Source organism: Acetobacterium sp. (assembly GCF_041752335.1).
Taxonomy (GTDB): Bacteria; Bacillota; Clostridia; order Eubacteriales; family Eubacteriaceae; genus Acetobacterium.
Genome location: NZ_JBGSHG010000120.1, coordinates 1 through 13202, shown reverse-complemented (window position 1 = coordinate 13202; position 13202 = coordinate 1). Strand labels below are relative to the sequence as shown.

The 13202-nt window shown below is 47.4% G+C and carries 13 protein-coding genes; 9 read left to right on the top strand and 4 right to left on the bottom strand.

What is annotated here, in order from left to right; all coding sequences use genetic code 11:
• The first annotated feature begins 37 nt into the window (after positions 1–37).
• Together ACEW8F_RS14710 and ACEW8F_RS14705 are read left to right on the top strand one after the other, a co-directional pair.
• Positions 38–1795, top strand: coding sequence for a flagellinolysin (locus ACEW8F_RS14710; RefSeq protein ID WP_373484219.1), 1758 nt, complete (start codon positions 38–40; stop codon positions 1793–1795).
• Between the two features lie 34 nt (positions 1796–1829).
• Positions 1830–2150, top strand: a complete 321-nt coding sequence (locus ACEW8F_RS14705) for a hypothetical protein (protein WP_373484218.1) — start codon at positions 1830–1832, stop codon at positions 2148–2150.
• An 83-nt stretch (positions 2151–2233) separates the two neighbouring features.
• On the opposite strand, the gene pheA is transcribed toward ACEW8F_RS14705, so the two are convergent.
• On the bottom strand, positions 2234–3151 hold the full coding sequence (gene pheA / locus ACEW8F_RS14700) for a prephenate dehydratase (RefSeq protein ID WP_373484217.1): 918 nt from the start codon (positions 3149–3151) through the stop codon (positions 2234–2236).
• Positions 3141–3776: a lactate utilization protein gene (locus ACEW8F_RS14695; protein ID WP_373484216.1), complete on the bottom strand. Its 636-nt coding sequence runs from the start codon at positions 3774–3776 to the stop codon at positions 3141–3143. Before ACEW8F_RS14695 ends, pheA begins: the two co-directional genes overlap by 11 nt.
• 122 nt (positions 3777–3898) lie before the next feature.
• Here ACEW8F_RS14695 and ACEW8F_RS14690 point away from each other — a divergent pair, with 122 nt between their 5' ends.
• The 5 genes from ACEW8F_RS14690 to ACEW8F_RS14670 all read left to right on the top strand — a co-directional run bounded on the left by ACEW8F_RS14690 (position 3899) and on the right by ACEW8F_RS14670 (position 9030).
• A complete protein-coding gene (locus ACEW8F_RS14690; RefSeq protein ID WP_373484215.1) occupies positions 3899–4630 on the top strand; it encodes an HAD family hydrolase in 732 nt (243 codons plus the stop codon).
• 193 nt (positions 4631–4823) lie between these two features.
• Positions 4824–5096: a Veg family protein gene (locus ACEW8F_RS14685; RefSeq protein WP_373484214.1), complete on the top strand. Its 273-nt coding sequence runs from the start codon at positions 4824–4826 to the stop codon at positions 5094–5096.
• Between the two features lie 126 nt (positions 5097–5222).
• On the top strand, positions 5223–6455 hold the full coding sequence (locus tag ACEW8F_RS14680) for an arginine deiminase (protein ID WP_373484213.1): 1233 nt from the start codon (positions 5223–5225) through the stop codon (positions 6453–6455).
• 121 nt (positions 6456–6576) lie between these two features.
• Positions 6577–7560, top strand: coding sequence for an ornithine carbamoyltransferase (argF, locus tag ACEW8F_RS14675; RefSeq protein WP_373484212.1), 984 nt, complete (start codon positions 6577–6579; stop codon positions 7558–7560).
• Complete coding sequence (locus tag ACEW8F_RS14670) at positions 7561–9030, top strand: phosphomannomutase/phosphoglucomutase (protein WP_373484211.1); 1470 nt, start codon at positions 7561–7563, stop codon at positions 9028–9030.
• Positions 9031–9121: 91 nt separating this feature from the next.
• Here ACEW8F_RS14670 and ACEW8F_RS14665 read toward each other — a convergent pair whose 3' ends face one another.
• Together ACEW8F_RS14665 and ACEW8F_RS14660 are read right to left on the bottom strand one after the other, a co-directional pair.
• The gene (locus tag ACEW8F_RS14665) at positions 9122–9526 is read right to left on the bottom strand and encodes a YbaN family protein (protein ID WP_373484220.1); all 405 of its coding nucleotides are present in this window, start codon (positions 9524–9526) and stop codon (positions 9122–9124) included.
• A gap of 164 nt (positions 9527–9690) precedes the next feature.
• Positions 9691–10401 (bottom strand): FadR/GntR family transcriptional regulator, encoded by a 711-nt coding sequence (locus ACEW8F_RS14660; RefSeq protein ID WP_373484210.1) that lies wholly within the window; start codon positions 10399–10401, stop codon positions 9691–9693.
• Between the two features lie 656 nt (positions 10402–11057).
• Here ACEW8F_RS14660 and lctB point away from each other — a divergent pair.
• A complete protein-coding gene (gene lctB, locus ACEW8F_RS14655; RefSeq protein ID WP_373484209.1) occupies positions 11058–11861 on the top strand; it encodes a lactate dehydrogenase subunit LctB in 804 nt (267 codons plus the stop codon).
• A 19-nt stretch (positions 11862–11880) separates the two neighbouring features.
• On the top strand, positions 11881–13137 hold the full coding sequence (lctC, locus tag ACEW8F_RS14650) for a lactate dehydrogenase subunit LctC (protein ID WP_373484208.1): 1257 nt from the start codon (positions 11881–11883) through the stop codon (positions 13135–13137).
• Positions 13138–13202 lie beyond the last annotated feature (65 nt).

Here is a 13202-nt window from a genome sequence, read left to right as displayed (position 1 = left end):
ATTACTAGGTAGATTCAATCGGAGAGGAGGTGACTAAATGAGAATTAACCATAATATCATGGCAATTAACAATTATCGACAATTGACCAATAATACTAACCAGGCCAGTAAGTCCCTGGAAAAGTTGTCTTCCGGGCAGAGCATTAACCGGGCTGGGGATAATGCCGCCGGTCTGGCGATTTCCGAAAAAATGCGGGGCCAGATCCGGGGCCTGGGGCAGGCCGGCAATAATGCCCGGGATGCCATCTCGCTGATCCAAACCGCAGAAGGAGCCCTCAGTGAAACCCATTCGATTATCCAGCGGATGCGGGAGCTGTCGGTGCAGGCCGCCAATGACGTCAATGCCACTGCCGATCGGACGGCCATTCAAAGCGAGATCGATCAGCTGGCCAGTGAGGTTGACCGGATTGGCAATAATACCGAATTTAATACCAAGAAGCTGCTTAATCAGGGCAATGCCGCGGTTAGTGCGGCCGATCAGCAGAATCTGATTTCCAGCCTGAAAAAGTGGTGGCTCGATGAAGCGGAACAACTGGTATTTAATAGTTATGGGATATCCGCCAGCGGTATCAATATGACTGTGGAGTTTGTCAATGATTCTTCTAGTTCTTACGCCGCTATGGTTGAGGCCGGTTATATGCCAAGTGCGGATACCCATGGTAATCCCAACATCACCGGAAAGGCGGCTACCGATCTGAATTTAAAAATCAATCTGGCCTATGCTCAGCCCACAGATACCATGGATGGTGGCACCTATTACCAGTATGTCGACCGGGTCATTGCTCATGAGATTACCCATGCGGTAATGGCATCGACGATGAATATGGGGGATTTGTCCACCTGGTTTATTGAGGGGGTGGCTGAATTTACCCATGGCGGCGATGAACGGCTAGAAAGCAGTATTCAAACCCTCGGTGGCGGAAATAACGATGCCGGCGTGGCCGCAGTTGTCGGCCAAATAACGGCAGGTCGATTTGAGGATTGGGGAGCCGGGAATAGCCATGACTATTCCGCAGCTTATTTGGCGGTCCGGTATCTGCAGGAGCAATCTAATACCGGCGTTGATGTGATTTTGCAAAATTTAGCAGCCAATCCAGCAAAAACATTGGATATTGCCTTAGCTGAAGATGGCGCATTTGCAGATACGGCAGCATGGTTAAATTCATTTAAAAGTGATGTAACAAATATGGCAACATTGCTCTCAGAAACAGGTGTTGTTTTGAATGCCGGAGCAGAAACAGACACAGGTTCGGCCTCCGGTGCGGATGCTACCAGCACACCAGCTAATGCCAAAACAGCCGAGTCGATTATGCCGGAAGCCGCTGGTGCTGGAGCCGCCGAAGTTGAGCAACCAATGTCGGGCTTTAACATCACCTGGCCGGATCTGGCCGATTCAGCGGCCCAGTCCTTTAGTATTCAGATCGGCGCCAACACCGGCCAGTCAATGGAACTGTTAACCAGCGATATGCGGGCGGCCGCTCTGGGCATTGCCAGTTTAAACGTCAATAGTCACACCGCCGCCAATGCGGCCATTGGCTCCTGTGATTCGGCGATCTCCCGGGTGTCCGCGGAGCGTTCCCGGCTGGGAGCCTATCAAAACCGCTTGGAACATACCATCAAGAATCTGGAATCATCCTCAGAAAACCTGTCTTCGTCGGAGTCCCGAATCCGCGATGTCGACATGGCCAGAGAAATGATGCAATTCACTAAAACCAATATTTTGACTCAGGCAGCTCAGGCAATGCTATCGCAAGCCAACCAGCAGCCCCAGGGGGTCTTACAGTTATTAGCTTAAAGCATTAGTATTATTAAAATAGGAGGCGGTAAAATTGGGCAGACAATTTAAAGCACGATGTAATCAATGCCAGACTGAGTTTGAAGTGCGAGAAGGCGGTGGTTTGAATTTTGAACTGCTTCATTGTGACACCTGTGGCGAAGAAAAAGCGATCCGTCAGGAAGCGATTCAAGAAAAAATTAACGACCAGAATCCAGCTTTCTCTTATCAGGAAAAGGTGGAAGCGATTGCCGGGGCCTGTGAGAACGGGCATTACCGCTTTGCTGCCAAAGCCCGCTGTCCCAAATGTCACTCCGACGATTACAGCCCCGCAGTTGACGCCAATGGACAGGTCAGAATGGCCTTTTATGATTAAGTAGTAAATATAAAAACCCCAGGTTTAACGACGATGATGTGTCGTAAAAACCTGGGGTTTTGTCGCGATGTGATTAGATAATGCTATTTTTCTTCAAACTGCGGATAATAGCCCAGAAACTGAAAATATTCGGCCTTTTCCTGAATGATCGGTAGCAGGTTGACCAGGGTATTCTGGGAAATGTTGCCGGTGAAGTCGATGAAAAAAAGGTATTCCCAGTTCTCTTTTAACAGTGGCCGGGATTCGATCTTACAGAGATTCAACGAAAAAACCGAAAAGATCCCGATGATTTCATAGAGTGCTCCGGGACGATGGGGCAGATGAAAGGCAATACTGACCCGGCTGGGGTTTTCAAACAGTTCAATATCCCGGGAAATAATCACAAAGCGGGTCACGTTGGTTTGGGAAAAGTTGATGTTTTCAGCTAAGACTTCCAGGCCATAAATTTCCCCGGCCCGTTTGCTGGCAATGGCAGCCATGGCGGGATCATTTTTTTCGGCCACGTATTCGGCGGCAATGGCGGTATTGAAGTAAGGAATACATTTCCAGTGGGGATAGTCCTTCAGGAATTCCTCGGACTGGGAAAATCCCTGGGGATGGGAGTAAACCTCGGTGATCGTCTCAACGCTGGCTCCCTTTGGTGCCAGTAAACAGTGCCGGGCTTTGATCTCTTCTTCACCAACAATATAATACTGATAGCGGGACAGCAGGTCATAAACGGCAGCAATCGACCCCGTGGATGAGTTTTCAATGGGCAGCACCCCGTAATCAATAAAACCCTGGCTCAGCGCCACAAAAACATCCTCAAAGGTTTTAAAGGCAAATAATTGACAATCTTGTTTAAAAAAAGCCAGGCTGGCTTCTTCGCCATAAGAACCCCGGGTGCCGGCATAAGCCACCCGAGGTTCTTTTTTCATAGTTTGAGGATAGAGCGAAAAGGCTTGATTTAAAGCATTTAGGGTATTCAAGGTGTTAGTTTCATTGTTCATTTCAGTAGCCAATATTTTCCCCCACCAGAATAACCTTGATCCGGTCAGGGATGCGGCTGTGCCGGGTGATGACGATGTTTGCGCACATGCAGTCATCGGCATGACACTGGGCGCAGTTTCCGGTATCATAACAGGGGGTTTTAGCACTTAAACGAATGGCATTTACCGGAGCAGCGATATTCTGGGCCCGATATACCCCAGCATCGGTATTGGCAACCACCTTGTTGATGCCGGCGATGACGATCACCTGTTCGGGGCCAAAACACATCAGCGCCACCCGGTTGCTCATCCCATCCACATTGACCAGTTCGCCATCCATGGTGATGGCATTGGTTCCGGTCAGAAAGGTGTGGGCCAGCACGCCCTGAGCAACTACCTCTCTTTTTTCCTGCTGGGTTTTAGCAAGACTACGGTCAATATATTGATAATCGCCATTTTTAACAGCATCAAGTAAGCCGATTTCTTTGATCGATTCAGAACCGCCATGGGTCACACTGGCCCCGCTGGGAATTAGCGACAGGGCCAGTTCCAGTGCCTCAATGGCGGTCCTGCAAAAATAGCCTTTAAAATTCCGTTTTTCAAGTTTTTTAATTAAAGATTTACTGAGATTCAGATAATTATCTTCCTTGTAACCCAAAATAATACCTCCAGAGAAAAGAATAATCTTATTATAATCTAAACCTGTTAAAAAAACAAAATTTATTGAAAAAATGGGGTATAATAATAAAAAAACATGCAATAGCATAAGAGGAGGACGACATGCATAAATATAAGGGGATAATCTTTGATCTGGACGGGACGCTGGTTAATTCACTGGAAGACCTGATTGATTCGGTCAATGCGATTCTGAAATATAATCGTTTACCAACCCATTCCTATGAAGAGGGAAAAAAACTGATTGGCAGAGGCTTAAGAAACTTAGTCCGGGATGCCGTGCCTGAAAAATATCGTGAAAATGATCCGTTTGTGGACGAATTAACGGAAATGCTTAAAGCTGAATATGCGGCTAATTACAGAAATAAAACGAAACCCTATCCGGGAATCACAAAACTGCTGGATTATTTAAAAGCACATGATATTCCCTTCAGCGTTTGTACCAATAAACCGGATGCAGCAGCAAAGTCCCTGATTCATGGCCTGTTCAAGGATTATGATTTTGTCGATGTCATTGGTTTTACAAGGGATGAACTGCGAAAACCGAATCCGCTCACAACCTTGAAACTGGCTGAAAAAATGGGCGTAAAACCGCAGGAGTGTTTATTTGTCGGAGATTCCACCGTTGATTATGAAACCGCTCTGAGAGCCGGAATGCTGCCGGTTTTATGCACCTGGGGATTCGAGTCCTTTGAAGTACTGACCAGACTGGATGACGCTATCTGGTTGCATAACCCGATGCGGATTGTGGAAGCCTTGCGCTATGGGAAGGAAATGTATTCGCTCTTTAACGAAACCCCAGATCCGAACCCCAATGCCCCCAAGAAAAAACATTGATTAGTTATTGAAGGTCAGACATTGATGAAATGAGAAGATGAAAACTTAAGAAATGTAAACGTTAAACAAGATGTAAACGAAAATCAAAATTACATATTGACAAAAAAACCAGGCCTTGTTATAATAAAAAATTTTACTTTTCACCAAATCTGTGGTATACTGACGTAGAGAAAACCACAGAGAGGTGAAGTTCATGCCAAAAGCAACCATTATGGACATTAGACGCGAGGTGGAAAATTACTTGGGCAGACGAGTCAAACTTGAAGCACATAAGAGCAAGAAAAAACTCTACCAAAAAGAAGGGGTAATTGAAAGCACTTATCCCAGTATTTTTACTGTACGAGTTCAAGAGGATAAAAGAAAAGAACAGAAATTGTCTTTTAGTTATTCCGATCTTTTAACTCAAAGTGTAAAAATTGTATTACTAGATGAGGGTGAAACTGATAGCGCATTATTGGTTTCATAATGACAAGATAAAAAGTTCCACATTAGGAGAAGAACTCGGGTTCTTCTTTTTTTGTTGTCTTAAATGGTAGGCTTTTGATTAAACCGATGGTATAATAACCGGGTATTACAAAATTGGAGATAAAACATGAATGGTAAGAACTTAAAAATAGAATCAGAAATAGGGACATTGAAAAAGGTCCTGGTTCACCGGCCGGGAAAAGAACTGGAACGGATTGTGCCGGACTCCCTCAAAGAATTATTGTTTGAGGATATCCCCTGGTTGGCACGGATGCAGGAGGAGCACGACGCCTTTGCCGCGATCCTCAGAAAACGGGGGGCTGAGGTGCTGTATGTGGAGGATTTATTAAAAGACATTTTAAAAAATACCGCCGTCCGGGAGAGCATTATTGCCGAAGTCATCGACAAGAATCCTTCATCGGGCAACTATATCGATGGCTTTTTAAATGAGTATCTGATGTCTCTGGACAGCAATGCCTTGGGCGATGCCCTGATTGCCGGAGTGCTGCAAAAAGAACTGGGCCATATGGAGCGGCATCTGGTCTTGACCGATTATTTAAAAGGCCCGGAACCCTATGCTTTTTATTTAAACCCGCTGCCTAATTTATATTTTATGCGGGACCCGGCCGTGACTATTCATGATGGGATGTGTATTTCCGCCATGGCGACCCGGACCCGAAAACGGGAAAGTCGCTATATGTCCGCGATTTATGAGCATCACCCGCTGTTTGCCAGCTGTGGCAATAAAACCTTTTACCAGGATACCAACTTCTTTTCAGTTGAAGGCGGCGATATCCTGATTTTAAGCCCGACGGTGGTGGCGGTTGGTTGCAGCGAACGGACCGAGGTTCAGGGGGTTGAGGAACTGGCTAAAAACCTCTTTAATGCCGATCTCGGCATCGAAAAGGTGCTGGCCGTAAAAATTCCCAGCAACCGCGCCTTTATGCATCTGGACACCGTTTTTACGATGGTGGACGTTGATAAATTCATTGTCTACCCGGGGATTCTGGAACAGGTGGAAACGGTCATCATGACGCCCGGCAAAAAAGACTATCTGCATTACGAGCGCAAAGACAGTCTTAAAGAAGCCCTGAAATCAGTGCTCGGTTTGCCAGCCATTAACCTGATTGAGAGTGGTGGCGGTAACCCGGTTGCCGCGGCCCGGGAACAATGGAACGACAGCACCAACACCCTGGCGATTGCCCCGGGGGTCATCGTCGCCTATGCCCGAAATGAGAAGTCCAATGAGGTGCTCAGTCAAAACGGCATCGAAGTCATCGGCATCGAAGCATCCGAGCTGGTCCGTGGCCGGGGCGGTCCCCGCTGCATGACCATGCCCCTGTATCGGGATGGGTTTTGATTTCGCAGCTCACGGTACTCTGGAATAACCGATCAATCTAATTTCGAGAGAATGTTACCTTGCTAAAGGTATGAACAATCAGTTAAAATAAGCTTAACAAGAGATAAACGGAGGAAGCATTATGAATTTAAAAGGACGTCATTTATTGACACTAAAGGATTTTACCCCAGAGGAAATACAGTATCTGATCGACTACGCAGCCGAACTGAAAGCCAAGAAAAAAGCAGGGGTGGTGGGCGATCTGCTCAAAGGCAAGAATATTGTGCTGATTTTTGAAAAAGCCTCAACCCGGACCCGCTGTGCCTTTGAAGTAGCCGCCTTTGACGAAGGGGCCAACGTCACCTTTTTAACCAACAGTCAAATGGGCAAAAAAGAATCGATTGAGGATACCGCCATCGTTCTGGGTCGTTTTTATGACGGCATTGAGTTCCGCGGCTTTGAACAAACAACGGTTCAGATGCTGGCAGATTATTCCGGGGTACCGGTCTGGAACGGCTTAACCGATTTAGACCACCCCACCCAGGTACTGGCTGATATGCTGACGATTCAGGAGAATTTTGGCGCAGTTAAAGGCAAACGACTGGTTTATGTCGGGGATGCCCGCAACAATATGGGTAATGCCTTGATGATCGGCTGTGCCAAGCTGGGGATGCATTTTGTGGCGGTAGCCCCGGAATCACTGTTCCCGGAAGAGGCGCTGGTGGCCGAAATGAAAGCTCTCTGTGAAACAACCGGGGGAACCATCACCCTGACTGCCGACATAAAAGCCGGGGTCAACGGCGCCGATGCCATCTATACCGATGTCTGGGTCTCGATGGGTGAAGAGGATCAGATGGCCGAGCGGATCAAGCTGTTATCGCCATACCAGGTTAATATGGAGATGATACGAGCAACGGGTAATGATGAGGTGATCTTCCTCCATTGTTTACCAGCCTTCCATGATCAGGAAACATCCGTCGCCCGGGAAGTCAAGGAAAAATTCGGGCTAACCGAAATGGAAGTTACTGATGAGGTTTTCCGCAGCAAACATTCCAAGGTCTTTGATGAGGCCGAGAATCGGATGCATACGATCAAAGCGGTCATGTGCGCCTCTCTAGTTGGCTAAATGGAAATTAAAGATATCAGAAAATTACAGAATGGCTCCGATGTCCGGGGCGTTGCCCTTGATGGGATTCCCGGGGAGGAAGTCAATTTTACCCAGGACATGGCCATGAAAATTGCCTTTGCCTTTGCCACCTGGCTGGAGCAAAAGCTGGGGAAAACCCCGTTAACCTTTGCCATCGGCCGGGACAGCCGGCTGTCCGGGCCACATCTGGCCCAGGCGGTAGCCCTGGGGCTGGTCAGTAAGGGCAACAAGGTCTATCAATGCGGCATTGCCACCACCCCGGCGATGTTTATGACCACCATCGATCCGCTGCTGCAAGCCGACGGGGCAGTGATGGTGACTGCCAGTCATCTGCCTTTTAACCGCAATGGGCTGAAGTTTTTTACTAAAGATGGCGGCCTTAATAAAGAGGATATCAGCGCCATTCTGGAACTGGCCGAGACCATTGAAACCGGCTTTACCCCGGGCGGACAGGCGCTGGACTATGATTTTCTGCCCAGCTATTCGCAGAATATTTTAAATATTATTCGGACCAAAACCGGCACCGAGCAGCCGCTGGCCGGCGCCAGAATTGTGGTTGATGCCGGTAACGGGGCCGGTGGATTTTTTGTTGACCAGGTGCTTAAGCCCCTTGGGGCCGACACCACCGGGAGCCAGTATCTGGACCCCGACGGCCATTTTCCCAACCACGTACCCAACCCGGAAGATGCCGTCGCCATCGCCCATATCACCAAAGCGGTGCAGGATAACCAGGCCGATCTGGGGATTATCTTTGATACCGATGTGGATCGGGCCGCGATTATTGACGAACAGGGTCATGCCATCAATCGCAATGGTTTTATTGCCTTTATTGCCAGCATCCTGCTGGCCGATTATCCCGGCTCGACGATCGTTACCGATTCGATTACGTCCACCGGGTTAACCGAGTATATTGAAAGCCGGGGCGGGCAGCATCATCGCTTTAAACGGGGCTATAAAAATGTTATTAACGAGGCCATCCGTTTAAATAATGCCGGTATCGAAACCCATCTGGCGATGGAAACCAGTGGCCACGGGGCCATCAAAGAAAACTATTTTCTCGATGATGGGGCCTACCTGGTCACCATGGCGCTGATCAAGTTTGCCGAGCTGCATCAGGCCGGCAAGCCGATCAGTTCGTTTCTGGCCGGACTCAAAGAACCGGCCGAGGCCAAGGAAATCCGGTTAAAGATCGTCGCTGAGGACTTTAAGTCTTATGGTGAAAAGGTGCTGGCCGAATTTGCCCAATTCGCTGCCAGCCAACCCGGCTGGACGGTGGTGCAACCCAACTATGAAGGGGTCCGGGTCAGCTGTGATGAGGCCGCCGGCAACGGCTGGTGTCTGCTGCGAATGTCCCTCCATGACCCGATTATGCCACTCAATATCGAATCCGATACAGTGGGTGGTTGCGCAGTCGTTGAACAGGTTCTAAAGCAATTCCTGGCTCAATAGCAGGCGCTTGGATAAATCAGCTTTTTAGAAAATTTGAAATAAATTAAATTGAAGAAATTAACTAAACAAAAGCCAGACGATGGTGAACGGATCACATCGTCTGGCTTTTTTTATCATTGACAAGTTCTTTTTCATCCATGGTTTTGACTCCAAACACAAAGTAAAGCAGGTGGCAGATCCAGATAATGCTTAAAACCACTCGCCCAATTGTCGTCGCCCGCATCATGATAAAACCGAACAGCATCGTAACGGTCACAATTGAAATGATTCGTAATTTGGCCTTGTTTGTCATTCCCCGGCCTTTAACCAGGGATTCTAAATTATTCTGGTAAAGTTTTGTCTGAATGAACCAGGCATGAAGACGGTCAGAACTTTTGGTAAAGCAAAAGGTGGCCAGCAGTATAAAGGGCGCACAGGGCAGCATTGGCAAAAAGGCGCCAATAGCCACAAGCACCAGGCTGATACACCCTAATACTAGAAATAAAGCTTTTTTAATTTTAATTTATTTACCTCCAGACTTCATTTAAAAAATTATTGGTAATTTTTATGGTTGCTGCCGGAGCGATCGCTTTGCCACAAGTTCAGGTGGGCAAAAGACTCGAATCGCAGGCGTTCTAATACTGAAAAAGTGCGGCATGAATTCGCTCATGCCGCACTTTTTCAGTGTTCATCAATTTCCAGCCCGGACACAAATCCGTCAATCAGATCCATGTGCTGGGACATCGCAAAGGCGGCATTGAGGGGTTCCTTTTGTTTCAGGGCGTTTAAGATATTGCGGTGTTGTTTGTCAATCATCGGTCCCCGTTCGGTATCGTCGAGAATGGCAATCCGGATATCCTTGATCAGCGCTTCGATCAGGGTGGCCGAGGACAGCAGGACGTTATGAATCATCTTGTTTTCCGAGGCCATGGCAATCTCATAGTGGAAGCGCTTGTCCAGTTCCGCCCGGACCGACTCGTCGGTTTCGGTTTCAATAGCATCACATATTTTTTCGAGACTGGCAAACCGCTCCGGCGTCATTTTTTTGGCGGCCAGTTTAGCCGCTTCGGTTTCCAGCGCCCGCCGCAGTTCCTGGACCTCACTGAGCTGACCATTGCTGAGCCAGAACATAATTGTCAGCGGCTGGGTCAGGGTATTTTCAAAATTCTCGGCAATAAAATTACCTTCGCCCTGCTGACAGACCACCAGACCGATCATCTCCAGGGCCCGGATCGCCTCCCGGATGGTTGCCCGGGAAACCCCCAGCTGTTCTGCCCATTGCCGTTCCGAGGGCAGCCGGTCGCCGCTTTTTAAATTTCCCCGGATAATATTTTCTTTAATCTGCTCGAGGATCTGCAAATATATTTTCGTGTGTGCAATTTCTTTAAACATCTAAAAGTCACTTCATTTCATTCAATTTTTTCGTTTTCTCTTAGTTTTCTAGTAAGGATCATAATAAACCATTGTACCACAGCCGCTTTTAAAATTCAAAAAGATAAAAAGTGGGAAAACAAATAATTTTTGAAGAGGTTGTCACTAAACTACCGTACCGACCAATTGTTAATCTGTTGTTCGCCGCGGAATCGGACAGGCTACGCCGTGTCCGCTCCGATGCGTACAACATGATGTAACAATTGTCGGTACTAGGTTAACTCTTTTGACAACCTGATCAGAAAAAAAATAATTTCTGAAAACGTTATTTTATTACTTGACAAATATTTACGAAACAAATATAATGGCAACAGGTTAGTGGTCTGACCACCAGACCAATAGTAGAATTTTATCAGAAATTTGTCAAGTGGTTTATGAATGGGTTTAAGAGGGTTTAACTATTATCGTCGACTGACCAGCTCAGTCGACAGCGGAATTGATGATGAAAGAACATTTTCCTTGCTGTCTGTTTCACAAATGGACAGCAAAAGAAATTTCGCTAGGTCTTAACTTAAACAATGATTTGCATAATCAGGCGTTTGCGAAATGAAAAACATCGAACAAAGCTCACGGTACTATCGCAATTGTCAATTTAATTTATTTTATGGAGGGTGAGTATGAAAATACTGGTATGTATCAAACAGGTTCCGGGAACGTCCAACGTGGAAGTGGATCCGGAAACAGGTGTCCTGATTCGTGATGGGGTTGAATCAAAATTGAATCCCTATGATTTATTTGGTCTGGAAACGGCATTTCGCTTAAAAGAACAATTGGGCGGCACCATTACCACCTTGTCAATGGGTCCGATGCAAAGTAAAGAAGTGCTTTTTGAATCTTTCTATATGGGCGCTGACGAGGGCTGTTTATTATCAGACCGAAAATTTGGCGGGGCCGATGTGGTCGCCACCAGTTATACCCTGGCCCAGGGGGCTAAAAGACTGGGTGATTTTGATCTGATCATCTGCGGCAAGCAGACCACCGATGGCGATACCGCCCAGGTTGGTCCGGAAATGGCCGAATTTTTGGGCATTCCCCACGTTACCAACGTCATTAAAATTCTGGTGGCGGATGAAAAGGGCCTGACCCTGCAAATGAACATGGAAGAATCCCTGGAAATCCAACGGGTGCCATACCCTTGCCTGATCACCGTCGACAAGGACATTTACACCCCGCGCTTACCTTCCTATAAACGAAAACTGGAAATTTCCGAAAATCCCGAAATTAAAGTTTTGACCCTGAAAGATATGTACGACACCGATGCCAAAAAATATGGCCTCAGCGGCTCACCAACCCAGGTGGAACGCATCTTCCCGCCGGAAAGCAACGTCGAAAAAACCAGCTTTGAGGGCGATGGACCAGCTCTGGCAACAGCGCTTCATGGCATTTTAACTGAAAAAAAATATCTGAGTAAAAATAGTTAGGCTAGAAAGGAATAAAATCATGGCAGGAATTAAAATAATCAAGGAAAACGTTGATCAAAAAACCTTTGAGGCACTGGCAGAAATTTGTCCCTTCGATGCCTTTTCATATGTAAACGCAAGATTGGAAGTCACCGCCGCCTGTAAAATGTGCAAGATGTGTTTAAAAAATGGACCAGCCGGCGTGCTGGAACTGGAAGAAGATGAAAAGATCGCCATCGACAAAAGCCTGTACAAAGGCATTACCGTCTATGTTGATCACATTGAAGGCAAGATTCATCCGGTCACCTTTGAGCTGATCGGCAAGGCCCGGGAACTGGCCGCTGTGATTGGTCATCCGGTTTACGCCCTGTTTATGGGGACCAATATCACCGCCGCCGCCAGCGAACTGCTAAGCTACGGGGTCGACAAGGTATTTGTCTACGATCAGCCGGAACTTAAACATTTTGTGATCGAACCCTATGCCAACGTCCTGGAAGACTTTATCGAAAAGGTTAAACCATCTTCGATTTTAGTTGGTGCCACCAACGTCGGTCGTTCCCTGGCACCCCGGGTGGCCGCCCGTTACCGCACCGGTCTCACTGCTGACTGCACCATTCTGGAAATGAAAGAAAATACCGATCTGGTTCAGATTCGACCAGCCTTTGGCGGTAATATTATGGCCCAGATTGTCACTGAAAATACCCGACCCCAGTTCTGCACCGTCCGTTATAAAGTATTTTCCGCTCCGGAACTGGTTAAAGCGCCCTGGGGCAGTGTCGAAGTGATGGAAATCGGCAAAGAGAAACTGATTTCAGCCATTGAAGTGCTGGAAGTCATTAAAAAAGAAAAAGGCCTTGATCTTTCGGAAGCCGAAACCATTATCGCGGTTGGTCGGGGCGTAAAATGCGAAAAAGATCTGGAGATGATCCATGAGTTTGCTGAAAAAATCGGCGCTACCGTGGCCTGTACCCGGCCCGGCATCGAATCCGGCTGGTTTGATGCCCGCCTGCAGATTGGCCTCAGCGGCCGAACCGTTAAACCGAAACTGATCATTGCCCTGGGTATTTCCGGTGCCGTCCAGTTTGCCGCCGGGATGCAGAATTCCGAATATATCATCGCGGTCAATAATGACCCCAAAGCACCAATCTTTAATATTGCCCATTGCGGCATGGTCGGCGATTTATACGAAATCATCCCCGAACTGTTAAAAATGATTGCCGCTCCGGAAAGCGCTGCCGTCGGGAAAACCCTGGCGATGCCTGAAGCCATTGAAACACCAGAAAGGATGGTTGGCTAAGATGAATTATAAAAAAGTGGAAGCAAAGGATATTGATTTTTTAAAGGACCTGATTCCTGCTGAAC

Coding starts and splice junctions, on each gene's coding strand:
- ACEW8F_RS14710 (WP_373484219.1), top strand. CDS start 38: ATGAGAATTAACCATAATATCATGGCAATTAACAATTATCGACAATTG.
- ACEW8F_RS14690 (WP_373484215.1), top strand. CDS start 3,899: ATGCATAAATATAAGGGGATAATCTTTGATCTGGACGGGACGCTGGTT.
- ACEW8F_RS14685 (WP_373484214.1), top strand. CDS start 4,824: ATGCCAAAAGCAACCATTATGGACATTAGACGCGAGGTGGAAAATTAC.
- ACEW8F_RS14680 (WP_373484213.1), top strand. CDS start 5,223: ATGAATGGTAAGAACTTAAAAATAGAATCAGAAATAGGGACATTGAAA.
- argF (WP_373484212.1), top strand. CDS start 6,577: ATGAATTTAAAAGGACGTCATTTATTGACACTAAAGGATTTTACCCCA.
- ACEW8F_RS14670 (WP_373484211.1), top strand. CDS start 7,561: ATGGAAATTAAAGATATCAGAAAATTACAGAATGGCTCCGATGTCCGG.
- ACEW8F_RS14660 (WP_373484210.1), bottom strand. CDS start 10,401: ATGTTTAAAGAAATTGCACACACGAAAATATATTTGCAGATCCTCGAG.
- lctB (WP_373484209.1), top strand. CDS start 11,058: ATGAAAATACTGGTATGTATCAAACAGGTTCCGGGAACGTCCAACGTG.
- lctC (WP_373484208.1), top strand. CDS start 11,881: ATGGCAGGAATTAAAATAATCAAGGAAAACGTTGATCAAAAAACCTTT.